Source organism: Azorhizobium oxalatiphilum, assembly GCF_014635325.1.
Classification (GTDB): Bacteria; Pseudomonadota; Alphaproteobacteria; order Rhizobiales; family Xanthobacteraceae; genus Azorhizobium; species Azorhizobium oxalatiphilum.
This window is the reverse complement of sequence record NZ_BMCT01000005.1, coordinates 110915-136617: the sequence shown is the minus strand read 5'-3', so window position 1 is coordinate 136617 and position 25703 is coordinate 110915. Positions and strand designations below refer to the sequence as shown.

General features: G+C 68.2%; 24 protein-coding genes and 2 tRNA genes. 11 read left to right on the top strand and 15 right to left on the bottom strand.

From position 1 onward, the window contains the following. The first annotated feature begins 317 nt into the window (after positions 1–317). Positions 318–1670, top strand: a complete 1353-nt coding sequence (mgtE, locus tag IEW24_RS17305; protein WP_188580906.1) for a magnesium transporter — start codon at positions 318–320, stop codon at positions 1668–1670. A gap of 10 nt (positions 1671–1680) precedes the next feature. Here the strand turns inward: mgtE and IEW24_RS17300 are convergent, their stop codons facing one another. Continuing rightward, positions 1681–1932: a hypothetical protein gene (locus tag IEW24_RS17300; protein WP_188580904.1), complete on the bottom strand. Its 252-nt coding sequence runs from the start codon at positions 1930–1932 to the stop codon at positions 1681–1683. 264 nt (positions 1933–2196) lie between these two features. Between IEW24_RS17300 and IEW24_RS17295 the strand changes: the two genes are divergently transcribed. After that, complete coding sequence (locus IEW24_RS17295; protein ID WP_188580902.1) at positions 2197–4287, top strand: methyl-accepting chemotaxis protein; 2091 nt, start codon at positions 2197–2199, stop codon at positions 4285–4287. Between the two features lie 286 nt (positions 4288–4573). On the opposite strand, the gene IEW24_RS17290 is transcribed toward IEW24_RS17295, so the two are convergent. Both IEW24_RS17290 and IEW24_RS17285 read right to left on the bottom strand, forming a co-directional pair. Further along, positions 4574–4650: transfer RNA gene (locus IEW24_RS17290), tRNA-Pro, on the bottom strand. A 370-nt stretch (positions 4651–5020) separates the two neighbouring features. Then, positions 5021–5097, bottom strand: a tRNA-Pro gene (locus IEW24_RS17285). 211 nt (positions 5098–5308) lie between these two features. On the opposite strand from IEW24_RS17285, the gene fabI reads away from it, so the two are divergent. The 4 genes from fabI (at position 5309) to IEW24_RS17265 (ending at position 7924) form a co-directional block, all read left to right on the top strand. Continuing rightward, positions 5309–6136: an enoyl-ACP reductase FabI gene (gene fabI, locus IEW24_RS17280; RefSeq protein ID WP_188580900.1), complete on the top strand. Its 828-nt coding sequence runs from the start codon at positions 5309–5311 to the stop codon at positions 6134–6136. Positions 6137–6322: 186 nt separating this feature from the next. After that, complete coding sequence (locus IEW24_RS17275; protein ID WP_188580898.1) at positions 6323–6871, top strand: hypothetical protein; 549 nt, start codon at positions 6323–6325, stop codon at positions 6869–6871. A 43-nt stretch (positions 6872–6914) separates the two neighbouring features. Then, entirely contained in the window at positions 6915–7337 is a 423-nt protein-coding gene (locus IEW24_RS17270; RefSeq protein ID WP_188580896.1) for a hypothetical protein, read from the top strand. Next, the gene (locus tag IEW24_RS17265; RefSeq protein ID WP_188580894.1) at positions 7334–7924 is read left to right on the top strand and encodes a histidine phosphatase family protein; all 591 of its coding nucleotides are present in this window, start codon (positions 7334–7336) and stop codon (positions 7922–7924) included. The genes IEW24_RS17270 and IEW24_RS17265 overlap by 4 nt, the downstream gene beginning before the upstream one ends. Before the next feature lie 283 nt (positions 7925–8207). On the opposite strand, the gene IEW24_RS17260 is transcribed toward IEW24_RS17265, so the two are convergent. Beyond that, positions 8208–9551, bottom strand: coding sequence for a hemolysin family protein (locus IEW24_RS17260; protein WP_188580892.1), 1344 nt, complete (start codon positions 9549–9551; stop codon positions 8208–8210). Between the two features lie 194 nt (positions 9552–9745). Between IEW24_RS17260 and aroC the strand changes: the two genes are divergently transcribed. The 3 genes from aroC to egtD all read left to right on the top strand — a co-directional run bounded on the left by aroC (position 9746) and on the right by egtD (position 13253). After that, complete coding sequence (gene aroC, locus IEW24_RS17255) at positions 9746–10858, top strand: chorismate synthase (protein WP_188580890.1); 1113 nt, start codon at positions 9746–9748, stop codon at positions 10856–10858. A 160-nt stretch (positions 10859–11018) separates the two neighbouring features. Next, positions 11019–12284, top strand: coding sequence for an ergothioneine biosynthesis protein EgtB (gene egtB / locus IEW24_RS17250; RefSeq protein WP_188580888.1), 1266 nt, complete (start codon positions 11019–11021; stop codon positions 12282–12284). Between the two features lie 12 nt (positions 12285–12296). Next, complete coding sequence (egtD, locus tag IEW24_RS17245) at positions 12297–13253, top strand: L-histidine N(alpha)-methyltransferase (RefSeq protein WP_188580886.1); 957 nt, start codon at positions 12297–12299, stop codon at positions 13251–13253. 84 nt (positions 13254–13337) lie between these two features. Here the strand turns inward: egtD and serS are convergent, their stop codons facing one another. The 10 genes from serS to IEW24_RS17195 form a co-directional block, all read right to left on the bottom strand. Further along, positions 13338–14690, bottom strand: a complete 1353-nt coding sequence (gene serS, locus IEW24_RS17240; protein WP_188580884.1) for a serine--tRNA ligase — start codon at positions 14688–14690, stop codon at positions 13338–13340. A gap of 82 nt (positions 14691–14772) precedes the next feature. After that, on the bottom strand, positions 14773–15573 hold the full coding sequence (tatC, locus tag IEW24_RS17235) for a twin-arginine translocase subunit TatC (RefSeq protein ID WP_188580882.1): 801 nt from the start codon (positions 15571–15573) through the stop codon (positions 14773–14775). A gap of 54 nt (positions 15574–15627) precedes the next feature. Continuing rightward, positions 15628–16254 carry a Sec-independent protein translocase protein TatB gene (gene tatB / locus IEW24_RS17230; protein ID WP_188580879.1) on the bottom strand — a complete coding sequence of 209 codons (627 nt, stop codon included), beginning with the start codon at positions 16252–16254 and terminating at the stop codon, positions 15628–15630. Positions 16255–16310: 56 nt separating this feature from the next. Continuing rightward, on the bottom strand, positions 16311–16541 hold the full coding sequence (locus IEW24_RS17225) for a twin-arginine translocase TatA/TatE family subunit (RefSeq protein WP_188580877.1): 231 nt from the start codon (positions 16539–16541) through the stop codon (positions 16311–16313). Positions 16542–16624: 83 nt separating this feature from the next. Next, entirely contained in the window at positions 16625–17710 is a 1086-nt protein-coding gene (locus IEW24_RS17220; RefSeq protein WP_188580875.1) for an ABC transporter ATP-binding protein, read from the bottom strand. Beyond that, a complete protein-coding gene (scpB, locus tag IEW24_RS17215) occupies positions 17707–18474 on the bottom strand; it encodes an SMC-Scp complex subunit ScpB (protein ID WP_188580874.1) in 768 nt (255 codons plus the stop codon). The genes IEW24_RS17220 and scpB overlap by 4 nt, the downstream gene beginning before the upstream one ends. Continuing rightward, positions 18471–19313, bottom strand: a complete 843-nt coding sequence (locus IEW24_RS17210; protein ID WP_188580872.1) for a segregation and condensation protein A — start codon at positions 19311–19313, stop codon at positions 18471–18473. Before IEW24_RS17210 ends, scpB begins: the two co-directional genes overlap by 4 nt. 6 nt (positions 19314–19319) lie before the next feature. Continuing rightward, positions 19320–20348 (bottom strand): beta-N-acetylhexosaminidase, encoded by a 1029-nt coding sequence (gene nagZ / locus IEW24_RS17205; protein WP_188580871.1) that lies wholly within the window; start codon positions 20346–20348, stop codon positions 19320–19322. 118 nt (positions 20349–20466) lie between these two features. Next, entirely contained in the window at positions 20467–21627 is a 1161-nt protein-coding gene (locus IEW24_RS17200) for a M23 family metallopeptidase (RefSeq protein WP_244644502.1), read from the bottom strand. Between the two features lie 255 nt (positions 21628–21882). Further along, complete coding sequence (locus IEW24_RS17195; RefSeq protein ID WP_373870084.1) at positions 21883–23145, bottom strand: alpha/beta hydrolase; 1263 nt, start codon at positions 23143–23145, stop codon at positions 21883–21885. Between the two features lie 272 nt (positions 23146–23417). Here IEW24_RS17195 and IEW24_RS17190 point away from each other — a divergent pair, with 272 nt between their 5' ends. Together IEW24_RS17190 and IEW24_RS17185 are read left to right on the top strand one after the other, a co-directional pair. After that, the gene (locus tag IEW24_RS17190) at positions 23418–23819 is read left to right on the top strand and encodes a GlcG/HbpS family heme-binding protein (protein WP_188580869.1); all 402 of its coding nucleotides are present in this window, start codon (positions 23418–23420) and stop codon (positions 23817–23819) included. Positions 23820–23855: 36 nt separating this feature from the next. Next, positions 23856–24665, top strand: coding sequence for an SDR family oxidoreductase (locus tag IEW24_RS17185; RefSeq protein ID WP_188580867.1), 810 nt, complete (start codon positions 23856–23858; stop codon positions 24663–24665). 16 nt (positions 24666–24681) lie between these two features. Here IEW24_RS17185 and IEW24_RS17180 read toward each other — a convergent pair whose 3' ends face one another. Next, positions 24682–25623: a helix-turn-helix transcriptional regulator gene (locus tag IEW24_RS17180; protein ID WP_244644500.1), complete on the bottom strand. Its 942-nt coding sequence runs from the start codon at positions 25621–25623 to the stop codon at positions 24682–24684. Positions 25624–25703: the final 80 nt, after the last annotated feature.

Here is a 25703-nt window from a genome sequence, read left to right as displayed (position 1 = left end):
CCGAGAAGCCAAAGCACAAAGCCACGCATGGCTGGTCCTCCTTTTGGTTTTTCGTAAATGACAACGCTGCGCGCCCGCTCGCGTTCCCCGCAAAGCTCAGGTCGGCCCCATCAGGCTGTGTAAAATTCGCGGCTCATCGCTGCGGGCGAAAGCAGCGTGCCCCATGGTCACGGCCAGGCTTCCGAAAATGGTGCTATTGTCAGGCGCGCCACTTTGAGCTTAATGCCGCCTCGGCGCTCCACGGGCTCGCCGGAGCGGCATCCTCCGGTACCTGATCGCGGCGTCATCCAGCAGCACCGCGCGGGGGAGAGCCCCAGATGTCCGAGATCATCAGCTTTCCGGCGGCTCAGCCGCGCATCAGCCGCGCCCACGTGGCCGATACGGTCGAATATCTGAACGGTAAGGGGCCGAAGGAATCGGCCGAATTCGTCGAGCGCCTGCCGCTGGAATGGGCGGTGGACGTGCTCGACCTGCCCACCTTCGAATGGGCGTCCGAAGTGCTGGAGCAGGTGCCCGCCGACAAGGCGGTGGCGCTGCTGGAAGGCATGTCCGCCGACCGCGCCGCCGACATGCTGCGCTGGGTGAATGCGGATACCCGCACGGCCCTCGAAGCCCGACTCAGCCCCGAAACGCGCGCCGCCATCACCCATCTGCTGACCTATCCGGAAGACACCGCCGGCAGCCTGATGACCACGGAGTTCGTCACCGTGCCGGCCAACTGGACGGTGGAGCGGACGCTGGAGCATGTGCGCGCCGTGGAGCGCACCCGCGAGACCATCTACGCCATCTATGTGCTGGACCCGGTGACGAAGCGCCTGCAGTCCACCGTCACCCTGCGGCGGCTGATCTCGGGTGCGCCGGACGCGCCGATCACCTCCGTGGCGCAGCCCTATGCGCCCATCACCACAACGCCGCTGGCCTCCAGCGAGGACGTGGCGCGCCTGATCGCCAAATACGATCTGCTGGCCATTCCGGTGGTGGATTCAACCGGCCACCTCATCGGCATCTGCACCTTCGACGACGTCATCGACGCCATGATCGAGGACCAGACCGAGGACGTGCAGCGCATGGGCGGCATGGAGGCCATCGACGAGCCCTACATGCAGATCACCTTCGCGGAGATGATCAAGAAGCGCGCCGGCTGGCTGTGCATCCTGTTCATCTCGGAGATGTTCACGGCGAGCGCCATGCAGGCCTTCTCCGACGAGCTGGAAAAGGCGATCGTGCTGGCCCTGTTCGTGCCCCTCGTCATGAGCTCGGGCGGCAATTCCGGCTCGCAGGCCACCTCCCTGATCATCCGCGCGCTGGCGCTGCATCAGGTGCGGCTGAAGGACTGGTTCCGGGTGGCGGTGCGCGAGATTCCCACCGGCATGATGCTGGGCGCCATCCTCGGCGTGCTCGGCATGGTGCGCATCATGCTCTGGCAGGGGCTGGGCCTGTTCGACTATGGCCCGCACTGGCAGTTGCTGGCCGTGACCATCGCGGCGGCGCTGGTGGGCATCGTGACCTTCGGCTCGCTGGCCGGCTCCATGCTGCCCTTCATCCTGAAGCGGGTGGGCTTCGACCCGGCGAGCGCCTCCGCGCCCTTCGTGGCGACGCTGGTGGATGTGACGGGTCTCGTCATCTATTTCAGCGTCGCCTACCTGTTCCTGAAGGGCACCATCCTCTGAGAGGGTGCCCTCACCGCTCCGACATGAAGCGCAGCAGCGCGCCATAGGCGCCCTCATCCTTGCCGATGCGCGTATCCTGACGCGCCTCCTCGGCGGCGGCGGCGGTCAGCTCGCGGGTGGAAATGTGGAACCCGCGCGTTTCGAGGAAATTCACCGCGTCTTCGGGCGCGGCGAAACCCGGAAGGGCTTCCATCAGCACTTCGGCAAGGCCGGTGTTGCCCGAGGCGTCAGCCTTCAGGCGCTGGAGGTCGGCGTCGGACATGCGGCTTCTCCTGTGTTGGCCGTTTCGGGATAAACGGCCGCCGCCACGGCACAGTTCCTCCCTGTCGAAAGTTGGCCGCATCTTCACGGATGCGTCAGCGCCGATCTTCCGCAAAGACACGGGAAACCCTTCGCAATCCTTGTTTTTCCGCGTTTTCAGCCACAACCCGCGTTGCGGTGCGGGAGAATTATACCGCCGACTATGCAAGTCCAACGCAAGCTACGGATGTAAGCGTCCACCCACATTGCACTCAGTGGGTGTGTCATGGTCATCACCATCCGGTCCGCGCTTATCTCCCTTTTCTGCCTCATGAGCGGCGTCATCATCGTGATGTGCGCGCTGTCGCTCCATGCGGCCAAGCAGGCCTATGACGGCGCGCGCCGGGCGAATGCCTTCGCGGCGGTGGAGATGGACGTGCTGGAAGCGCTCTCCGTGTTCCGGCTGGAGCGCGGCTCCATGGTGGCCCTGCTGAACGTGGACGGCGGCTATGCCGCGGCCCAGCGCGACCAGATGGCGGAGCGGCGCAAGATCGCCACCACCGCCATGACCGCCGCCTTCGCCAAGCTGGAAGACGAGACCGACCCCAAGCTCTCGGCGCTGGGCAAGGATCTGCGCAGCCAGTTCGCCAATATGGACAAGCAGCGCGAGGCCGCCGACCGCAACCTCCCCCTGCCCCTCGCCCAGCGCGAGGCGGGCCTGTCCAAGCGCATCAATGACGACGGCGGCCGCCTCATGGCCACCATGGAGCGCTTCCTCGACACCGCCGAGGACGGCATGCGGGAGAACGATCCCACGCTGTCGCAGTTCATCCTCGCCCGCACCATGGCCTGGGACGTGCGCTCCTATGTGGGCAGCGTCAACGGCCTGCTGAATTCCGTGGTGGGCGCCGAGCGCCCCTTCAAGCCGGAGGAAGACCGCCAGGTCACGGATCTCGACGGCCGCACGCTCGCCGGATGGAAGCCCGTGCTCGCGGTGGCCGAGGCGGACAACACCCCCGCGGCGCTGGTCTCGCTGATCAAGTCCGCCGACACCGCCTATTACGGCGGCGCCTTCAAGACCCAGCGCGACGGCATGCTCGCCAACCTGCGCAACGGCAAGGCCGCCGGCATCCCGCTCAACGACTGGCGTGCCGCCAGCCAGGTGCAGAACGTCTTCTCCGACGTGGCCATGGGCGCCATCAAGGCCAGCGTCACCGCCGCCACGGCGCATGAGAAGACCGCCCTGCGCAACCTCTTCCTCTATGGCGCCGTGCTGGTGTTCGCCGTCGTCCTCACCATCGTCGGCCTGCTGGTGGTCATCCGCCGCGTCACCCGCCCCATCTCCCAGCTGACCACCGCCATGACCGATGTGGCCGCCGGCGACCTCGACGCCCACATCCCCGGCGCCGAGCGCCGCGACGAGATCGGCGCCATGGCGAAGGCCCTGCTGGTGTTCAAGGAGAGCCTGACCCGCAACCGCGAGATGGAGGCCGCCGCCGCCCGTCAGCGCACGGAAGCGGAAGCCGAGCGTCGGCGCGCCATGCAGCAGCTGGCCTCCGACTTCGAGCGCGAAGTGGGCAGCATCATCGGCACCGTCGCCTCCTCCTCGCAGCAGCTCCAGAGCACCGCGAGCCGCATGGCCAGCGCCGCCGAGAAGACCTCCAGCCAGTCCACCGCCGTCGCTGCGGCGGCGGAGGAAGCCTCCACCAACGTGGTGATGGTCGCCTCCTCGGCGGAAGAGCTGGGCTCCTCCGTGGATGAGATCGCCCGTCAGGTGCAGCAGTCGGCCAAGATGTCGGTGAGCGCCGTGCAGGAAGCCGAGAAGACCGGCTCGGTGATCCAGGATCTGGCCGATGCCGCCGGTAAGATCGGCCATGTGGTGGGCCTCATCTCCACCATCGCCGAGCAGACCAATCTTCTGGCCCTCAACGCCACCATCGAGGCGGCGCGTGCTGGCGATGCCGGCAAGGGCTTCGCGGTGGTCGCCTCCGAAGTGAAGGCTCTGGCCACCCAGACCGCCAAGGCCACCGAAGAGATCGAGAGCCAGATCGGCGCCATCCAGGCCACCACCAAGGAAGCCGTGATGGTGATCCAGGGGGTCGGCGCGCAGATCCGGCAGATGAACGACGTGGCATCCTCCATCTCCGCCGCCGTGGAGCAGCAGGGTGTCGCCACCCGCGAGATCGTGCGCAACGTGGATCAGGCCGCCACCGGCACCAACTCCGTCACCGGCCACATCTCCGACGTGGCCCGCACCGCCGACGAAACCGGCATGGCCGCCTCCGAGGTGCTGAGCGCGTCCGGCGCTCTCACCGAGCAGGCCCGCCGGCTGGAAGGCCAGATGCAGCAATTCCTCGCGACGGTTCGCGCCGCGTGAGTTGACGAGCTAGGTGCCCGGCTGATCGTCCTTGCATCGACCAGCCCGGCACCGCCGCGGAGGTAAGCTCCGCGGCCGACTGACCCGAAGCGTGCGGACGCGCGCGGAGGGTTCCTGTGCCCGCACACGGGACGCGCCCGCGCTTCAAGCGCGGGCGCAGTCGGTTTTGGGGGCCGGTTTCCAAAGCAAGCCAGAGACTCACACGGACAGCCCACGCCACGCGTGCGCGACGGACGAGCGATGTCGCCGTGTGATTCTGAAACAGGGATAGGGGAGAAGGCTGGAGTGGTCGGAGTGGCAGGATTTGAACCTGCGACCCCCACGTCCCGAACGTGGTGCGCTACCAGACTGCGCTACACTCCGAAGCCAGAGCGGCCCGATTAGCACCGCTCGCGCTGAAGGTGAATGGGGGCGGCGGGGAAAAATGCCTTCTCTCCCCAGAAATGCTCCTGGCCCTCTGGCGGCCCTTCGATCCTGTTGCCCACGCGAATCGCGCGCCCCTGTCACGGCACACCCGCTCGCGCACCCGTCATGCCCGGGCTTGTCCCGGGTATCCACGCGGTTCCGCTGGGATCGGTCTTCAGAGGTCTGTACTGTCGGCTCGGCGTGGATGGCCGGGACAAGCCCGGCCATGACGGGCTCTCTGCGGCATTGATTCCAGAAGGAAAAGTCCACCCGCCCGCAGGAGGGCTGCAGGAAACAAAATCAGGAGAAGGTTGGCAGGGAGGAAGGCTGGTCGGAGTGGCAGGATTTGAACCTGCGACCCCCACGTCCCGAACGTGGTGCGCTACCAGACTGCGCTACACTCCGAACCGATGAACGCATCTGGTCAGGCCCGAAAGCCCGGTTGGCCAACCAGCGAAGGTTGGCCTTGCGTCCAGGGCGCTGCCTCTAGCATGCCGGTTGCTGGGGGCGCAAGGGTGATCTGATGCCGGCTTCGCTTGAACCCCCACGACGCGCGTGCCATAGGATGCCCCGCCCCTTCATATGGGCCGCATACGAGACAATGGAGTAAGGACAAATGGCGATCACGGACAGCGCGAGCGGTCTCCTCAAGGGCAAGCGCGGGCTGATCTTCGGCGTCGCCAACAATCGCTCCATCGCCTACGGCATCGCCAAGGCCGCCGTCGCGCAGGGCGCCGAGATCGCCCTCACCTTCCAGGGCGAAGCCCTGAAGAAGCGCGTCGAGCCGCTGGCCGCCGAACTGGGCGGCCATCTCGTCGGCCATTGCGACGTCACTGATCCGGCCACCATCGACGCCGTGTTCGCCGAGACCGAGAAGCTGTTCGGCAAGATCGACTTCCTCGTCCATTGCATCGCCTTCTCCGACAAGGACGAGCTGGACGGCCGCTACGTCGACACCACGGCCGACAACTTCACCAAGAGCATGTTCATCTCCTGCTACTCCTTCACGGCGCTGGCCCAGCGCGCGGAGAAGCTGATGACGGACGGCGGCTCCATGGTGACGCTGACCTATTACGGCGCCGAGAAGTGGATGCCCCATTACAACGTGATGGGCGTCGCCAAGGCCGCGCTGGAAGCCAGCGTGCGCTATCTTGCCGCCGACCTCGGCCCCAAGAACATCCGCGTCAACGCCATCTCGGCCGGCCCCATCAAGACGCTGGCCGCCTCCGGCATCGGCGATTTCCGCTACATCCTGAAGTGGAACGAGCTTAACTCGCCGCTGCGCCGCACCGTCACCACCGACGAAGTGGGCGATACGGGCGTCTATCTGCTCTCCGATCTGTCGCGCGGCGTCACCGGCGAGATCCATCATGTGGATGCCGGCTATCACATCGTCGGCATGAAGCATCCCGACGCGCCGGATCTCGCCCTCGTCCGCGACTGAGGACCGGGGCATTCGGCCCCCTTCCCAGCCCCTCCTCCGCGCGCATGAACCGTCGTGCGCCCGCGAACGTTCTCGCTTAAGGTTGCCGGGGTCTCGTTTACGGGACCGACTCGTTTGCGAGTCTCAGAAGCGGGTGCGCCGGCCGCGTGTTGTCGTCGGCCGCCCGGTTATCGAGGAGACGTTGAGATGAAGCGGACGCTGCGCTGCGCCCTTTCGGCTTTCGTGCTCGCGGGCACCGCCCTCGCCGGTTCCGCCCTGCCGGCCCTCGCCTGGCCCGAGGGCCTGCCCACGCCCGAGCAGTATCCGCTGCGTGATCGCCTGTTCGGCTCCGGCGGCGCCTTCTTCCCCAATTACTCCATGCCGTCCGAATACGGCCTCGGCTTCGTGATCGCCTCCGGCCCGTCGCTGAACGGCGGCGTGGTGAAGGGCAGCGCCCGCGCCGGCCTGCCGGTCTTCGCCACCGGCACCGTGGATTTCAACTGTCAGGCCGAAGAGCGCCCGAAGATCACCGTCCTGTCGGCGCCCGCCGGGGGCAAGGTGGTGGTGACGCCCGGCATGTTCGTGGCCGCCGGTACCGACGCCGGCTCCACCAAATGCCTCGGCCAGCCGGTGAGCGGCGCCGTGGTGCGCTATGTGGGCCGTGCGCCGCAGGGCGGCACCATCGCCCTGCGCGTGACCTATCCGCACCTCGGCGCATGGTATGACCATGTGGTGCCGGTGCCCGCCGGCCTGTGAGGTTTTTCGCGGCGCGCCTGCACAAGACGGCCGGGAGGGGAACATGATCCGACACATCCTTGCCGCCAGCCGGGGGGCAGCGCTCGCGGCGCTCGCCTGCGCCATTCCGCTGGCCCATCCGCTCGCCTCCGAGATGGACCACGACCCAGACGCCTATGTGGTGAACTACTACACGGGTGGCGGTTCGGACGGCGTGCTGTTCGCCGCCGGCACCGCCAACCAGCAGTGCACCGATCTCGGCCTGCCCACCATCACGGTCGTTTCCACCTCGCCGGGGGTGAAGCTCTCCATCCAGCCGGGCACCTATGTGGTGACGGGCACGGACTATGGCTATCTGGTCTGCAAGGGCCAGCGCCTGCCGGGCGTGGTGGTGCGCGGCACGGGTTCGGGCAAGGCGCACATCCGCGTCTCCTACCCACCGCTCGGCCAGTGGTACGACCATTACCTGACGTTGCCCGCCCGATGACCGCACTCCGCCGCTTCTACCTCGTCCGCCATGGCGAGACCGACTGGAACGTCGCCGGCCGCCTGCAGGGCCGCCGCGACATCCCGCTCAACAGCCTCGGCCGCGCGCAGGCCGCCCGCGTGGGCCATGTACTGCATCAGTTGGCGGGTGACGTGACGGGCCTCACTTATGTGTCGAGCCCCATGAGCCGGGCGCTGGAAACCATGCGCATCCTGCGCACCACGCTCGATCTGCCCATGTCGGATTTTTCCCACGACCCGCAGCTGGCGGAACTGTCCTTCGGCCAGTGGGAAGGCATGACCTGGCCCGACCTGCGCCGCCGCGACGCCGAACTGGTGAAGCAGCGCGAGCTGGATCCCTGGAGCTTCGTGCCGCCGGAGGGCGAGAGCTACGCGCAGCTCGCCGTGCGCGCGGGTGCGGCGCTGGACCGGATTCCGGGCAATGCGGTGGTGGTGACGCATGGCGGCGTCATCCGCTCCATGCTGCACGCCCGCGCCGGCATGCCCGCCGAGGAAGCCGCCGCCATCCCGATCCGTCAGGGGGCGATCTATGTGCTGGAAGCCGGGGCGTATCAGCTGAAGAGCTGAGAGCGGCCGCCGCCTGGTGCGCCGGGAAAGCCCTCTCCCGCCTGAAACCGGCTCATGCCGGTTTCAGCAACAACGTGCCGAACTCGGAAACATCCGACTTCGGTGCGGGGGAGGGTTGGGAGGGGGCCGCGCGCCAGCGCGGGGACGTGCGCCGCTGGGCATGATCTCCCTCGAACTTGTTTCCGTTCCGCCCGGTCTGCCCCCTCCCCAGCCCTCCCCCGCAAGCGGGAGAGGGAGCGCGTTGCGCTGAAGGGAGAGAGAGCATTACTTCGGGAAGCCCCCTCTACGCCCCCACCGCCTTCAGGCGATGCAGCACCGGGGGGCGGGAGACCAGCAGCTTGTCGATGCGGCGGCCGTCCATGTCGACGATCTCGAACCGCCAGCCGAGCGCGGTGAACACCGCGCCCTCCTGCGGCAGCTCCTTGAGCTGCGCCAGAGCAAAGCCCGCCGCCGTATGGAAGCGCCCGTCCACCGGGATCTCCACGCCCAGCACGTCGTGCAGTTCGTCCACCGGCATTTCGCCGGAGATCAGGAACGAGCCGTCCTGCCGCTGGATCACATGGGGCGCGTCCGCCGCGCCGTCAGGGCTGACGGTGGCTTCGCCTTCCTGATGATCGACGCCGGAGCCGGTGATGGCCGCCAGCAGATCGTAGCCCGTGACCACGCCGACCATGTCGCCATACTCGTCCACCACGATGCCCATCGGCACCACGGCGCCGCGCAGCATGCGCATGGCCTCCAGCGCGCCCACCGTCTCCACCACGAAGGGCACGGTCTGCACGAGCGTGCGCGGGTCCGGCGTCTCGCCGCGCAGATAGGCGTCCAGCAGCACTTTCGCCTGCAGCACGCCCACCGTCTCCTCCGGCGAGCCCTCGCAGGCCGGCAGGCGGCTGTGCGGCGTCTCCAGCAGCTTCCTGCGGATCACGTCCGGCTCGGCGGTGATATCCACCCATTCCACGTCGAGGCGCGGGGTCATGATGGCCGTCACCGGCCGGTCGGCGAGGCGCATGACGCCGGAGATCATCCGCCGCTCCGCCGCATCGATCACGCCCGCCGTCTCGGCCTCGGTGATGATGGCGCGGATTTCCTCGTCCGTGACCTTGTCCTTCTGGTTGTCCTTCTCGCCCAGCAGCTTCAGCACCGCGCGGGTGGAGGCATCCAGCATCCACACCGCCGGCTTGGCGATGCGGGCCAGCGTCATCATGAGCGGCGCCAGCACGCAGGCAAGGCGCTCGGGATTTTGCAGCGCGAGGCGCTTGGGGATCAGTTCGCCGATGATCAGCGACACATAGGTGATGGCGCCCACGGCAACGGTATAGCCCAAGGGATCGGCCACCGAATTCGGCAGGCCGGCGCCGGTGAGCACCTCCGCCAGATAGGCGCCGAGGCTGGCGCCGGAAAAGGCGCCGGCCAGAATGCCGATGAGGGTGATGCCGATCTGGACGACGGAGAGGAAGCGCCCCGGCTCCTGCCCGAGCAGGAGGGCCGCCTGCGCGCCCTTGTTGCCCGCATCCGCCCGCGGCTGGAGCCGTGCGGGGCGGGCCGAGACGATGGACAGCTCGGCGGCGGCGAGGACGGCGTTCAACAGGACGAGAAAAAGAACAATCGCGATTTCGAGAATGGGCATGGGAGGGATGTGGTGCCTTCTATTCCCCCATCCATATCACAGCCCGGCCGTATTTTGGATGAACAGCCCGTCAGCGGGTCGTGCCGCTGCGCAACGCAGGAGTTGGCACGGCACGTTTGCCGCGCCGGGCAAGCTGCATTAGACAGCACGAACCCCGCCGCCCGCGCCCGGCGGGAAGGGAGACACTGACCCCCATGTCGTTCAATTCGTTCGGGCACCTGTTCCGCGTCACCACCTTCGGGGAAAGCCATGGCCCGGCCATCGGCTGCGTGGTGGATGGCTGCCCGCCCGGCCTGCGCTTCACGCTCGAAGAGATCCAGGAGGCGCTGGATCGCCGCCGCCCCGGCACCTCGCGCTTCACCACCCAGCGCCGCGAGCCCGACGCCGTGCGCATCCTCTCCGGCACGCTGGAACATCCGGAGGGCGGCCTCGTCTCCACCGGCACGCCCATCGCGCTGCTGATCGAGAATGTGGACCAGCGCTCCAAGGATTATAACGACATCGCCGGCAGCTACCGGCCCGGCCATGCCGACTTCACCTATGACATCAAGTACGGCATCCGCGACCATCGCGGCGGCGGCCGCTCCTCCGCCCGCGAGACCGCGACCCGCGTCGCCGCCGGCGCCATCGCGGCGAAGGTGCTGCCGGGCGTGAGCGTGCGCGGCGCGCTGGTGCGCATTGGCGAGATCGAGATCGACCGGTCGCGCTGGGACTGGAACGAGGTTCCCAACAACCCCTTCTTCTGCCCGGACCCGGAGACGGTGCCGGTGTGGACCGACTATCTGGACGGCATCCGCAAGCGCGGCTCCTCCGTGGGCGCGGTGATCGAGCTTGTGGCCGAGGGCGTGCCGCCCGGCCTCGGCGCGCCGCTCTACGGCAAGCTGGACGGGGATCTGGCGTCCGCCCTCATGGGCATCAACGCGGTGAAGGGCGTGGAGATCGGCGAGGGCTTCAACGCCGCCCGCCTCACGGGTGAAGAGAATGCGGACGAGATGCGCATGGGCAATGAGGGCCGCCCGGCCTTCCTCGCCAACCATGCGGGCGGCATTCTGGGCGGCATTTCCACCGGCGCGCCGGTGGTGGCGCGCTTCGCGGTGAAGCCCACCTCCTCCATCCTCACCCCGCGCCAGACCGTGGACAAGTTCGGCACCGAGACCGACCTCATCACCAAGGGCCGCCACGATCCCTGCGTGGGCATCCGCGCCGTGCCGGTGGGCGAGGCCATGATGTGGTGCGTGCTGGCCGACCATCTGCTGCGCCATCGCGGACAGGTGGGCGAGAACCCCCACTGGCCCTTCCCGCGCTGAGCGGGGCGCGGCCTCCCTTTTCCTGACCTTGCCGGACACCGTGCCCCCTTCCCTTTCGGGAGGGGGAAGGACCGCCCGCGCCCCGGCGCGGGGAGGAACAACCACGCGGAGAGGGCGTTAATTGGAGGACACCCGCAGGTAGAAGAGAAGGGACCGCCAGATGGCGCCAAGCCCGCTCCGCAGCACACCGCCCGCCCCGCCAGCCCCCTTGCCCCGCGACACCGACAGGCGCGATCCCCGCGCCCGCCTGCTCGCCGCCTTCGCCACCGTCCGCACCGAGACCGAGCGCCGCGCGGCGCCGCTGTCGGACGAGGAGCAGGTCATCCAGTCCATGGCGGATGCCAGCCCCATCAAGTGGCACCGGGCGCACACCACGTGGTTCTTCGAGCAGTTCATCCTCGCCGGGCACGCGCCCGGCTACCGGCCGTTCGATGACCGCTTCAGCTTCCTGTTCAATTCCTATTACGTCGCCGCCGGCCCCCGCCACGAGCGGCCGAAGCGCGGACTGATCACCCGCCCGAGTGTCGCCGAGGTGGGCGACTATCGCGCCTTTGTCGATGCGGCCATGACCGGGCTGATCGCCGACGCCGACGACACGCTGCTGGAGACCCTCCAGCCGCTCATCGAGATCGGCCTCAACCATGAGCAGCAGCATCAGGAGCTGATGCTCACCGATATCCTGCATGCCCTCTCCCACAATCCGCTGCTGCCGGCCTATGACGCCACATGGCGCATGCCCGGCAAGCGGCGGGTGAGCGGCATGTCGGAGGTGACCGAGATGCCCGAGGGCATCCAGCGCATCGGCCATGGCGGAACGGGCTTCGCCTATGACAATGAAGGCCCCGCCCATCGCGTGCTGCTACCGCAGACGCGCATCGGCAGCGGGCTCGTCACCAATGCGGACTGGATGGCCTTCATGGAGGCCGGCGGCTATCAGGACCCGATGCTCTGGCTCTCCGAGGGCTGGGCGGCGGTGGAGGCCGGCGGCTGGGATGCCCCGCTCTACTGGCGGCTGAAGGACGGTGTCTGGCACAGCTTCGGCCTCGGCGGCCTGAGCATCGTGGAGCCGGAAGCCCCCGTCTGCCACGTCAGCTATTACGAGGCCGACGCCTTCGCCCGCTTCGCCGGGCGCTCCCTGCCCACCGAGCAGGCGTTCGAGGTGGCCGCCGGGCAGCAGCTGATGGACGATGCCTTCGGGATCGTCTGGCAATGGACCCGCAGCGCCTATGGCGCCTATCCGGGCTATCGGGCCGAGCCGGGCGCGCTGGGCGAATACAACGGCAAGTTCATGGTCAACCAGATGGTGCTGCGCGGCTCCTCGCTGGCGACGCCGGACGGCCACACGCGCCCCACCTACCGCAACTTCTTCCATCCCCATCAGCGCTGGCAATTCTCAGGCGTGCGCCTCGCGGACGAGACCGCCTGAACGGAGAGACACATGCCCAATACGGCCCGTCCCATCCCGGCCCCCGCGACCGGGAGCGCGTTCGCATCCGACCTCGCCGCCGGCCTTTCCTCCCGCCCCAAGCGTCTCGCACCGAAGTACTTTTACGACGCCGCCGGCTCGGCGCTGTTCGAGGACATCACGGCGCTGCCCGAATATTATCCGACCCGCACCGAGATGCAGATCCTGCGTGAACGGGCGGGAGAGATCGGCGCGCTGGTGCCGCAGGATGCCGTGCTGGTGGAATTCGGCTCAGGCTCCAGCGCCAAGGTGCGCCTGCTGCTCGAAGAGATGCCGCAACTGGCCGCCTATGTGCCAGTGGACATTTCGGGGGACTTCCTGGAAGAGGCGGCGCAGGCCCTGCGCGCCGAAGTGCCGGGGCTTCCTGTGCTGCCGGTGGCGGCGGATTTCACGCAGGCCTTCGACCTGCCGCAGGATGTGCGCGATCTGCCGCGCATCGGCTTCTTCCCCGGCTCCACCATCGGCAATTTCGACCCCGACGCCGCGCGGGATTTTCTCGGCAATGCCCTGCACACGCTGGGGCCGGGATCGCGGCTGATCGTGGGCGTGGATCTGGTGAAGGATCCCCGCCTGCTCAACGCCGCCTATAATGACGCGGCGGGCGTGACGGCGCGCTTCAACCTCAATCTGCTGACCCGCGCCAATCGCGAGCTGGGCACGGATTTCGACCCTGATGCCTTCGCGCACCGGGCCTTCTTCAACGCCCCGTCGAGCCGCATCGAGATGCATCTGGTGAGCCGGTCGCCACAGGCCATCCACCTTGGCGGACGGACCTTTCCGTTCGCGGCAGGCGAGAGCCTCCACACCGAGTCGAGCTACAAATACACGCCCGCCAGCTTCGCCGCGCTCGCGCGCTCCGCCGGCTGGACGCCGGAGGCCCTGTGGACCGACCGCGACCGCCTGTTCAGCGTCCATGTGCTGAGGGCGTGAGGACACCTGCTGATTGAAACGAAAACGGCGGGCCAAAGCCCGCCGTATCCGTATCCGCGATGAGAGGCGCCCGAAGGCGCGGGCTCATTTCGCCTTTTCGATCACCTTCAGGCCGCCCATGTAGGGCAGCAGCACGTCCGGCACGGCCACCGCGCCATTCTCCTGCTGGTAGGTCTCCAGCACCGCCACCAGCGCGCGGCCGACCGCAACGCCCGAGCCGTTCAGCGTGTGGACGAAACGCGGCGACGACTTCGCGCCGTCCTTGTCCACCGGGCGATAGCGGGCGTTCATGCGCCGCGCCTGGAAATCACCGCAGACCGAGCAGGACGAAATCTCGCGGAAGGCATTCTGCCCCGGCAGCCAGACCTCGATGTCATAGGTCTTCTGCGAGGCGAAGCCCATGTCGCCGGTGCACAGCGTGACCACGCGATACTGCAGGTCCAGCCGCTTCAGCACCTCTTCGGCGCAGGCGAGCATGCGCTCGTGCTCCTCGACGGACTTCTCCGGCGCGGTAATGGAGACCAGCTCCACCTTGGTGAACTGGTGCTGGCGGATCATGCCGCGCGTGTCGCGCCCGGCCGAGCCCGCTTCCGAGCGGAAGCACGGGGTGCAGGCGGTGAGGCGCAGCGGCAGTTCTTCCTCCGAGAGGATGGCCTCGCGCACCAGATTGGTGAGCGGCACCTCGGCGGTGGGGATCAGCCACAGGCGGTCCTGATCCTCCTGCGCGCCGATCGGCCCCTGCACGGAGCCGGCATAGACGGCGAACTGGTCGTCGAAGAATTTCGGCAGTTGAGCGGTGCCGAACATGGTGGGGTCGCGCACCAGCAGCGGCGGGTTCACTTCCGTATAGCCGTGCTCGCCCGTGTGCACGTCGAGGAAGAACTGGCCGAGCGCCCGCTCAAGGCGCGCCATCGGCCCCTTGTTGACCACGAAGCGGGCGCCCGAAAGCTTGCCCGCCGTCTCGAAGTCCATCAGGCCGAGCTTCTCGCCCACGTCGAAATGCTGCTGCGGCGTGAAGGCATAGGTGCGCTTCGCGCCCACCACGCGCAGTTCGATATTGTCATGCTCGTCCTTGCCCTCGGGCACGGTGTCGAGCGGGGCGTTGGGCAGGGCCGCCAGTTCCGCGTTCAGCTCGGTCTCGGTGGCCTTGGCGGTCAGCTCCAGCTCCGGCACGTCCACCTTGAGCTTCGCCACTTCCTCCATGAGGGCGGCGGCGCGGGTCTCGTCCTTGGCCGCCTTGGCCTGGCCGATCTCCTTGGAGGCGGCGTTGCGGCGGGCGAGCAGCCCTTCCAGCTTCGTCAGCGTCTCGCGGCGGGCGGTGTCGAGGGAGAGCAGCCGGTCGCGCAGCACCACCGCCTCGCCATGGGGCATCTGGCGGCGCGTCAGCGCGCGCACCAGACCCTCGGGCTCGTCCCGAATCCACTTGATGTCATGCATGAAACCGGCTCCGCCGCAGACGCTTCAAGGCTCCGCCCGATGGCGGACCCTTACCTTTCGGGGAGGTGCCCCCCGCGAGAGGTCAGGAGGCGGATGAGGAGGCGTCGCGTGCCGCTTCTTCCGCTGCCCGGCGCTTCTCGACGATTTGCACCAGATAGACGGAAATCTCGTAGAGAAGCAGCGTCGGGATCGCAAGGGAGAGCTGGCTCACCACGTCCGGCGGGGTGAGCACGGCGGCCAGCACGAACACGCCCACGATGGCGTAACGGCGGAACTGCCGCAGCTGCGCCGAGGTGATGACGCCGATGCGGCCAAGCAGGGTGAGCACGACGGGCAGCTGGAAGCAGATGCCGAAGGCCAGGATCAGCGTGGTAATCAGCGAGAGATATTCGGAGACGCGCGGCAGCAGCGAGATTTCCGCCTGCCCGTTGCCGCCCGTCTGCTGCATGTTCAGGAAGTAGGTCATGGCCAGCGGCATGGCGACGAAATAGACGAAGGCCGCGCCGATGAAGAAGCAGATGGGGGTCGCGATGAGATAGGGCAGGAACGCCTGCTTCTCATGCTTGTAGAGGCCCGGCGCCACGAACATGTAGACCTGCGTCGCCACCACCGGGAAGGAGATGAAGGCCGCGCCGAACATGCCGAGCTTGATCTGGGTGAACAGGAATTCCTGCGGCGCCGTGTAGATGAGCTTCACGCCCCCGGAGAAGCCGGCGGCGAACTCATAGGGCCACAGCAGGATGTTGTAGATGTGCTTGGCCAGCGTGAAGCACAGGAAGAACGCGATCAGGAAGGCGATGACCGACTTGATCAGCCGCGAGCGCAGCTCGATCAGATGCTCGATCAGCGGTGCCTTCGAGGCGTCGATATCCTCCTCGCTCATGTCCGGTCCATGCTCATGTAAGGTCAGCGGCTCGCGCGCGCATCAACGCCGCGCTCAGGCCGCGCTGCCGGAGGCAGGCTTGGGCTCGACCGGCGTTGCCGCCGGCTGGTTCTGCGACAGATCGGGGGCGGTGTCGAGTGCAGGTTCCGCCGCAGCGGGCGGCAGCGGCACCAGCGGCTCGGCCGGCAGCGGAGCACGCTCGACGGCGCCGGTGGGCGCTGCCGTTGCGGTATCCACAGCCGCGGAAGCCGAGGCAGCCACAGCGGTGCCCCCGGTGGCCTTGGTCACGGCCCCGGCGATCTCGTCGCGCATGAACTTGTAGGGATCGTAGACGGGCACCGCCGGCTCGGCCGGCGTCTCGCCCTTCACGCCCCCTTCCACGGCGGACTTGATGTCCTCGCGGATGGAGCGCAGCGGGTCGAACGCCTCCGTGCCGGGGAAGGACTTGCCAACGCTGTCCTTCACCCCGCCGACGATATTGCCGATGTCATTACGGATGTCGGCGAGGTCGGCCTCGCGCAACGCCTCGTTGAACTGCCCCTGGAACTCGCCGGCCATGCGGCGCAGTTTGGTGACAGTCTTGCCCACCGTGCGGAGCACGCCGGGCAGTTCTTTCGGGCCGATGACGATCAGCGCCACGACGCCGATCAGCATTAACTCCGACCAGCCAATGTCGAACATGACGGCTCACTGCCTGCGGCGGAACCGCGGCCCTTCTCAATGCGGGACGCGGACGCTCAGACGGCCTTCTTTTCCGCCTCGGGGGCCGGAGTGGCCTGATGCGGCAGCGGGCGCGGCGCCTCGGCGTCCTTCTTCGCCGGCACATCCTCGTCTTCGGCCATGCCCTTCTTGAAGGACTTGATGCCCTTGGCCACGTCGCCCATCAGGTCGGAGATCTTGCCGCGACCGAACAGGAGGAGCACCACGGCCAGCACCACGATCCAGTGCCAGATGCTCATCGAACCCATAACTCACCCTCCAATAGGCCGTTCTGCGCGAGGACGTGCTGTAACAGCGGAATTCCCCCGCCCCGTCCCTTTGACCGTAGAAACTAGGCGCGGGACGCGGCGAAAACAAGAACCCCCGCCGGATCTACCGCAAGCATCACATCCGCCCCCTGCCCAAAATCGAGGCCGGGCCGCGTGCGGGCCATGAGCGGACGCGGCAGACCATCCACCATCACTTCCAGGAGATCGGCCTCTCCGAGGAAGCATTTTTCGATCACCCGGCCCGCAATTCCCTGCCCTTGCGCCACCGACAGCGCCTGCGGCCGGATGGCGGCGATGCCCGTCCCATCCGCCACGCCGGGCGCCGGGAAGCAGCCGAGCGGCGTTTCGGCAACGCCGCCTGAAATACGGGCAGGCACCTCGTTCAGCTCGCAGAAGAAGCGCGCCACGCCAAGGTCCGCAGGCGTGCCATAGAGCGCTTCCGGGGTGCCGAGTTGCACCAGTTCGCCGGACCTGAGCAAGGCGATGCGGTCCGACAGGCGCATGGCCTCTTCCGGATCGTGGGTGACGATGATGGCGGTGGCGCGGGCCTGCCGCAGGACTTTCAGCGTGTCGGCGCGCACCTGGTCGCGCAGGCGGCGGTCGAGGCCCGAGAAGGGTTCGTCCAGCAGCAGGATGCCCGGACGCGGGCTGAGTGCCCGCGCAAGCGCCACACGCTGCTGCTGGCCGCCCGACAATTCATGGGGATAAGCCGAAGCGTGGTCCGCCAGCCCCACCAGATCCAGCGCCGCGCGGGCCTGCTGATCCGCATCGGCGCGCTTCAGGCGGGCGAGGCCGAATTTCACGTTTTCCAGATTGGTCAGGTGCGGGAACAGCGCATAGTCCTGGAACACGAGGCCGATGCCGCGCCGCTCCGGCGGCACGAAGGTCTGCGGCCCGGCCATCTCCATGCCGTCCACGGCGATGCGGCCGCTGTCCGGCCGCTCGATGCCCGCGGCAAGGCGCAGCAGCGAGGTCTTGCCGCAGCCGGACGCCCCGAGCAGGCACAGCACCTCCCCCGGCGCCACGGCGAGATCGATGCCCCGCACCGCCTCCACCCCGCCATAGGACAGGCGAACGGCTTCGAAGGTGAGTCCCTTGGCAATGCTGGCGGGCGAGCCGGACGGCAGGCCGGTGGTTGGCGCGTTCATTCCGTCTCGCCCTCGTCCCTGTCCTTTTCCCCGTCCCCTGCCCCATCCCCCTCGTCCCGCTCGGCATAATCGAGCAGCGGCGCGAGGGCGAGGTCGAGAGGCTCCTTCTCCAGCGCCTCCTCGTCGTCGCGCAAGGCGGCATCGTCGGAGGGCAGCGGAATGGTGAAGCCGGGCGGGATGCGGCCATCCAGCAGGCCCGCGCCGCGCAGTTCGTCGAGGCCGGGCAGGTCCTGCAAGGCATCGAGGCCGAAATGGGTGAGGAAGGCGGGCGTGGTGCCATATGTCACCGGCCGCCCCGGCGCCTTGCGGCGACCGCGCAGGCGCACCCAGCCGCTCTCCAGCAGCAGGTCCAGCGTGCCCTTGGAAGTGGAGACGCCGCGAATGTCCTCGATCTCGGCGCGCGTGACCGGCTGGTGATAGGCGACGATGGCCAGCACCTCCACGGCAGCGCGGGACAGCTTGCGGGTTTCCACCTGTCCCCGCGAGACCACGGGCGCGAGATCGGGCGCGGTCCGCAGCATCCAGCCGCCGCCGGCCTTCACGAGGTTGACCCCGCGCCGGGAATAATCGGCGGCGAGGATGTCCATCAGCGCCTCGATGTCGGTCTTCTCAGGCAGATGGGCGGCGAGCTTATGCGGCTCCAGCGGCGCGCCGGAGGTGAACAGCAGCGCCTCGATGATGCGCAGGTCGCGGGCAAGGGCGACGGCGCGTTCGTCATCGGGACGGACGTCGAACAGATCGACGCGGGGCGCGGCGCGATTCATTCCCTGCCCTCCCCGGGCCGGGGCCGCAGCCACAGAGGCGCGAACGGCGCGTCCTGTCGGATGTCCAATTTGCCCTCTTTCACCATTTCGAGCGTGGCCGAGAAGCTGGAGGCGATGGCGGTCGTCCGCTCCTCCGGCGTGGTCAGATATTCTATCAGGAACTGGTCGAGGCGCATCCAGTCCCCCAGCGACGTGCCCAATAGCCGCTCCAGCCGCTCGCGCGCATCGGCCAGCGACCACGTCATGCGGGTCTTCAACGTGACCAGCGACAGCGCCTGCTTCTGCCGCTGCTGGGCATAGGAGGACAGGAGGTCGTAGAGGGTGGCCGTATAGACCACGGGGCGCGCCTCCGGCACGCTTTCGTCCAGCTCGGCACGCGGGAAGACGGTGAGGCCCAGCCGGTCGCGGGCCATCAACTGTTCGGCCGCCTTGCGGATGCGCTCAAGGTGCCTCAAGCGCCGGGTGAAGGCGGCGGCCAGTTCCTCGGCGCTCGGGCCATCCTCCTTGGGCGGCACCGGCAGCAGCAGGCGGGATTTCAGGTAAGCCAGCCACGCCGCCATGACGAGATAGTCGGCGGCCAGCTCAAGGCGCACCTTCCGGGCTTCCTCGATGAAGGTCAGATACTGGTCGGCCAGCGCCAGAATGGAGATGCGGTGCAGGTCCACCTTCTGGGTGCGGGCCAGCGCCAGCAGCAGGTCGAGGGGGCCTTCGAAGCCGTCCAGATCCACCACGAAGGCGCCTTCGCGCGCCTCGGGAAGCTGATCCTCGACGAAATCCGGCGCGGGCTCGGCCGCCGGATCAACCGGCGGATCGCCTTCGGGAGTTGGCGCGCCGGACATGGCCGCTCAGAGCGCGGGATCGAGCAGCCGCGCCATGTCCCGGCGGGCGGCCTCGATGTCGAAGGCGGGCGGCGTGATGCGCAGGGCCAGCGCCCGTTCGGTGCGGGTGAGCGCGTCGGCGACCAGCACCGGCGCTTCGCCTGCCACTTCCGCCATCTCGGCGGGATCGCCGTTGCAATGGAGCAGCAGGTCGCAGCCGGCGGCGATGGAGGCGCGGGCGCGCTCGGCGAACGAGCCGGACAGGGCCTTCATGGACAGATCGTCGCTCATCAGCGCCCCGTCGAAGCCGATCAGGCCGCGCACCACCTCATCCAACACCACGCGGGAGGTGGTGGCGGGGTTCTGCGCATCGATGTCTTCATAGACCACATGGGCGGTCATGCCGAGCGGCAGGGCATTCAGCGCCTTGAAGGGCTGGAAATCGGTCTCCTCCAGCACCGCGCGCGGGGCGGACACGCTGGGCAGATGCTCATGGCTGTCCACGGGGGCGCGGCCATGGCCCGGCAGGTGCTTGAGGACCGGCAGCACGCCGCCATCCAGCAGGCCCTGCGCCGCCGCCCCGGCCAGCGGCGCGACGATGGCCGCATCCGAGCCATAGGCGCGGTTGCCGATGATGCCATGGCCTTCCGGCAGGCGCAGATCGGCGACGGGGAGGCAGTCCACGTCGATGCCGAGCGTCAGCAGGTCATGGGCCAGCAGGCGCGAGTTCAGCCTCACGGCATTCAGCGCGCGGGTGCGGTCGTTGTCATAGAGCAGGCCGAAATTTTCCGCCGGCGGATATTCCAGCCAGTGCGGCGGGCGCAGGCGCTGCACCCTGCCGCCTTCCTGATCGATCAGCACCGGCACGCGCCAGCCCAGCACCGCGCGGGCATCCGCCACCAGGGCCGCCACCTGCTCCGGCGTATCCACGTTGCGGGCGAACAGGATCAGGCCCCACGGGCGCACGTCGCGCAGGAAGGCGCGCTCGCCCTCGGTGAGGCTATGGCCGGCGAGGCCAACGATGAGCGCACGGGTGCCGCTGGGAGCGATGGTCATGGAACGGGCCTATCGGCGGGCGCACGGTGCGTCAAGCGGCACCGGCGCTGAGGGTGACGACAAGAAAACGGCCGGGCAAGCCCGGCCGTTGCAGTCTTCTCGGAAGGAACTGTCGAACTCAGAGCCCGGCCACATACTGGCTGGGGTCCACCGGCTGCGAGCCCTTGCGGATCTCGAAGTGCAACTGCGGGGTGCCCACGCCGCCGCTCTGGCCGGCCTTGGCGATGATCTGGCCGCGCCGGACGGTGTCGCCCTTCTTCACGCTCAGCTCGCTGTTATGGGCATAGGCGGTGACATAGCCGTCCGCATGCTTGATCAGGACGAGGTTGCCGTAGCCCTTCAGCTCGTTGCCGGAATAGGCCACCGTGCCGTCCTCGGCGGCGCGCACGGCGGTGCCTTCCGGCACGGCGAAGTTCACACCGTCATTGCGCGAGCCGCCGGGCTTGGGACCGAAGCCGGAGATGACGCGGCCACGGACGGGAGCGCGGAACTGCGGGCCGGCGCCAGGCGAGCGGGCTTCTTCCGCATCCTCGGCCGGAGTCACCTTGGCGGCGGTTTCCACCTTGGCGGGGGCGGCCGGGGTGGCGGCGGCCATCTTCGGCTGCGCGGGAACGGCGGGCGTCACCAGCGGCTGGGCCTGCGCCATGGGGGGCGCGGCCGGCGTCGGGGCGGCGGAACGGGTGGTGCCGAGCGGCGCCGGGCCGGGCGCGGGAGCGATCGCCGGGGTGGCGGCGGCCATCTGCTGCGGCTTGCCGACCGGGGCGGTAGCCATCGCCGGCGCGGGCGCCGGACGGGCCTGCGCCACATTGGCATTGCCGGCGCCGGGGATGACCAGGGACTGGCCGATGCGCAGCGGCGCATCCTGCGGCAGACCGTTGGCGCTGGCGATGGCGGCGCGGCTCACATTGTAGCGGCGGCCGATGGAGGACAGCGTCTCGCCCGACGTCACCACATGGTTGCCGCCGGCAGCCGCCATGGCGGGCGCGGGCGGGGTGTGGGGAACCGCAGGCGGCGGCGGGGCCGCCACATAGCCGCCCGAGCCATAGTTGGACGAGCCGGAATTATAGGTCTGGTTGGCGGGGGCATAAGCCACCTGCTGCGAACCCATCTGCGGCGCACCCATGGGGGCCGAACTCATCTGGGGAGCCGCGAGGGGCGAGCCGATGGGCCCCGAATCCACCCGCGCGGAGGGCGCGGAGCCGAGCGAACCCGTCACCTCGCTGGAGGGCTGCTGAGGCGGCAGACCCGCCTGCGGACCATTGTCCGCAAAACGCGTCACGTCGCCGCTGCATCCGGCCAGACCGGCAGCCAGCAGACCGATCGCCGCAACGCGTGCGACCGCAATACGTCCCGAAGATTTGCTGGAAGCTGTCATGTGACCCAACTCGCACGCACCGAACATGTCGTGGAGTAAAGGCGGGTCGGGTAAATGAGCGCTTAAGTCCTGAAGCTGTCCGCAACAATTGGTGCACTGTGGCTTCCGCGCCACAGATTTTGGGGCCCGGCGCGGGCCGGGCGCGCCGGGTTACTGGCCCTACTGGCTAGGTGCCGTGGTGAGCAGGCCGGTGGTGGAATGCATGGTGCCGTTGACGGTGCCGCCCAATTGCTCCGCCTGCGCACTCAGATTGTCGCGCGTGTTGGCGTCCACCACCGCCACCGGCGCGGAGAGCACCATCCCCGCCGCATGCCCCACGGTGGTGGCGGCGCCGGTCGTGACCTGCACAATACGGTCGCCCACGCCCTCGCGGCTGTCGGTGATGGTCGGCTGGGTGGCGATGCGGGTGCCGATGAGCTTCACCACGTCCGGGCTCTCGGCGAACTTGCCGTGGTTGAGGCCGTCCGACGTCTTCAGGGAGGTGAGGTCGAAGACGTTGATCTTGCGGGCCTCGAACTCGCTCTTGTAGGGCTCCAGCTCCGGATTGACCTGCCCGAGGCGGGCCTGCGAGCCCCACACGCGCTGCGAGATCTTCAGCGCCCTGTCGTCCTGCGACACGAAGACGGTGACGTTGGGCGTCGGCGTACCGAGATCGGCCCATTGCGACTGGAAGATGTCCACGTCCACGTCGGGGGCGGCGAGCATGACGTTCTTGATCTTGGGCAGCACCCGGCCGTTGCGGATGGCCATCTGGCGCAGGGCCTCGAACGTCACCCAATTGCCCATGGAATGGGCCAACACCGACACCTCGCCCACGTTGGGGTCCTTCGCCAGCGCGGTGAGCAAATTCTCCAGCGCGTCGCGGGAATAGACCGCGCTCTCCCGGTCATAGCCATAAGCGAGCAGGCTGCCGCGCGAGGGCCAGGTGAACAGGATCGGCGTCACGTCCGCGCCCGAGTCGTGGATGATCTGCGCGAAGCGGAAGACCGCATCGTCGAAACGGTTGTTGTAGCCGTGGATGAAGACCAGCACCTGCCGTTGCGGACGCTTCTTCACGTCGCGGTTGAACCAGGTCTTGGCTTCCGGCAGCGTCATGTCCTGCGCGCCGGAGACGACGAAATCGGTCTGCGGATTGCCGGGCACGCTCTTGGGCCACTGCACCTCGCCCACCTGACGGCCGGCATCGGGCGGAATGGAGACGGTGATCTCCGCGAAGCTCGGCACCTTGCCGCGCTCGCCGGAGAACATGTCCGTATTGGTGGCCTTGGCGCGGGTGGTGGCGACGAGCATCGACACCTGCGTGGTACCGGGCACCTGAGTGGCCACAGGCACGAGCACACCCGCCGGACGTCCGCCGCAGGCGGCCAGTGCGAGGGTAAGGGCCATCGTTCCGGCAAGGATGAACGGTCGCAGCGCAGACACGGAACGCACTTTCCCAAGGGGGGTGAGCTTTAACGCTTGGTTAAAGCACCCGCGGCAGCGGCGCAATGCGCCCGGTACCGCCAATGCAATCTCCGGTTAACGCCCGGCCTCCCCTGCCCCTCCCCTGCCCCTCTTCGCTCCCTCCCCGCACGTCACCGCAATCGGCGAACAGTGCGCGCAATCGGCGAACGGCGGCGGCTCCCGCCGGCCCTTATTCCTTTGCCCATCGGATCGGGGCACGGCGCTCCGGTCCGCACCACAGGGGCAAGGACATGCTCACCCTCAAAACCGCCCGCACCCTGCTCGCCGCAGGTGAGAAGCGGGCCAGCGACCTGAACATTCCGGTCAACATCGCGGTGCTCGATGCCGGAGCCCACCTCGCCGCCTTCGGCCGCATGGACGGCGCCGTGCTCGGCGCCATCGAGATCGCCATCAACAAGGCCCGCACCTCGGTGCTGTTCGCCGCCCCCACGGAAGTCCTGTGGGACTACGCCAGGCCCGGCGGCACCTCCCCCGGCTTCGAGACCAGCAATGGCGGCCTCACCGTCTTCGCCGGCGGCCTGCCGCTGTTCGACGGCACCGGCGCGCTGATCGGCGCCGTGGGCGTCTCCGGCGGCTCGGTCGCGCAGGATTTCGACATCGCCACCGCCGCCGTGGCGGCGCTCGGCGCCTGATCCCTCACCTCACAATTCCAAAGACAGGAGCACATCATGACCACGACCAAGACCATCCTCATCACCGGCGCAGGCTCGGGCTTCGGCAAGGGGGCCGCCATCGGCATGGCGAAAAATGGCCATACCGTCATCGCCACCGTGCAGGTGTCCTCGCAGGTCACTCCGCTGCGCGAGGAGGCCAAGGCCCTCGGCCTCGACAATCTGACGGTGGAGCGCCTCGACCTCACCGACCCCTATGACATCGCGCAGGCGCTGAAGTGGGACTTCGACGTGCTCTGGAACAATGCCGGCATGGGCGAGGCCGGCCCGGTGTGGGAAATCCCCCTCGATCTCGTGCGGAAGAACTACGAGATCAACGTCTTCCTGCCGCTCCAGCTCACGCAGGGCGTGGTGGGCAAGTGGGTAAAGGCGGGCAAGCCGGGCAAGGTGGTGTTCACCTCCTCCATGGGCGGCCTGTTCACGCCGGCCAACTGGGGCACCTACGTCTCCACCAAGCACGCGCTGGAATCCATCGCCGAAGCCCTCCAGCAGGAGCTGGCGGCCTATGACATCAAGATCCAGACCATCAATCCGGGCGCCTATTACACCGGCTATAACGAGACCATGGCGGACAATCCCTTCCGCTGGCTGGACGATGACGTGCACTTCACCAAGCGCGCCGACCTGCGGGCGGGCTTCGATGCCTTCTTCGCCGGGCCGGACGGCAAGATGGACGCACAGGAGATGATCGACCGCATGATCGAGATCGTCCCCGCCGATACCGGCCACTTCCGCAACGTGGTGCCGCAGCAGATCGAGGACATGCTGAAGGCCCACCAGATCGCCGCCTGGGACAACCGGATCTGACAGCTACCGGCGGCGCTCACAGCGCCCTGCGGAAGGCGGTCGGCGTCACGCCCACCGTCTTCCGGAAACCGGCCGCGAAGGCGGAGGGCGTCTCATAGCCCACCGCCAGCGCGATGTCGGTGATCCTGAGCGCGGGATCAGCCAGCAGGTCCCGCGCCCGCTCCATGCGCACCTCCACCAGCGCGTCATGGGGCGTGCGGCCGGTGGCGAGGCGGAAGGCGCGGCAGAAATGATAGCGGCTGAGGCCCGTGAGCCCCGCCAGCTCGTCGAGCCCGATCTCGCGGGCGAGATGTTCGCGCATATAGGCCCCGACGCGGCGCACATGGCGTTCCGCCAGCCCCTTCTTCGGCAGCTCCGCCTGCAGCGCACCGAAGGAGGAATGGCCGCGCACCAGCTGGGTGCAGAGCAGGTCGGTCGCCTGTTCCACGAACAGGCGGGCGGCGGGATCGGCGGTCACGGCCTCCCGCCCCAGCATCTCCATGAGGCGGGCGGCGATGGGATCGTCAAAGCCCACCCGCGCCAGCAGCTCCAGCTCCCCCGCGCCGCCGCCGATGGCCTCGGCGCAGGCCCTCAGGCGCGCATCGGACAGGAAGACGTGCGAGACGCCTATGGGTCCGGCAATGTCCCAGCGACCCGCGACACCCTCGGGGATGATGGTCAGCGTTCCGGACCTTGTGGTGCCGGCGAGACGCGCCTCCGGCGTGCGCCAGACGATCTCCTGCGGCGCGCCGTAATAGGTGATGAGCACATGCCCATTCATGCCGGGCAGATAATCGTGCAGGGCACCATGGCCCCACTGGCCGGTGAGGCGGGTGGCGGCGCGCAGCGCCCCGTCCGCCACCGGCGGCGCACGATCGAGAATGGTGGCGAGCGCCGCCGGCGCATCCCCGAGCGAGATGGCCGCGGGAGGCGTCAATTCGGGTGGCATCATCGCCGGGGTCATGGAAAGCAAATCCACGGCCGCTAGTCCCATGCTGCGCAAGGTGAGGGAAGACGCAGCACATTATCCGATCCGGCAAAGGCCGGGCAATGCACGCC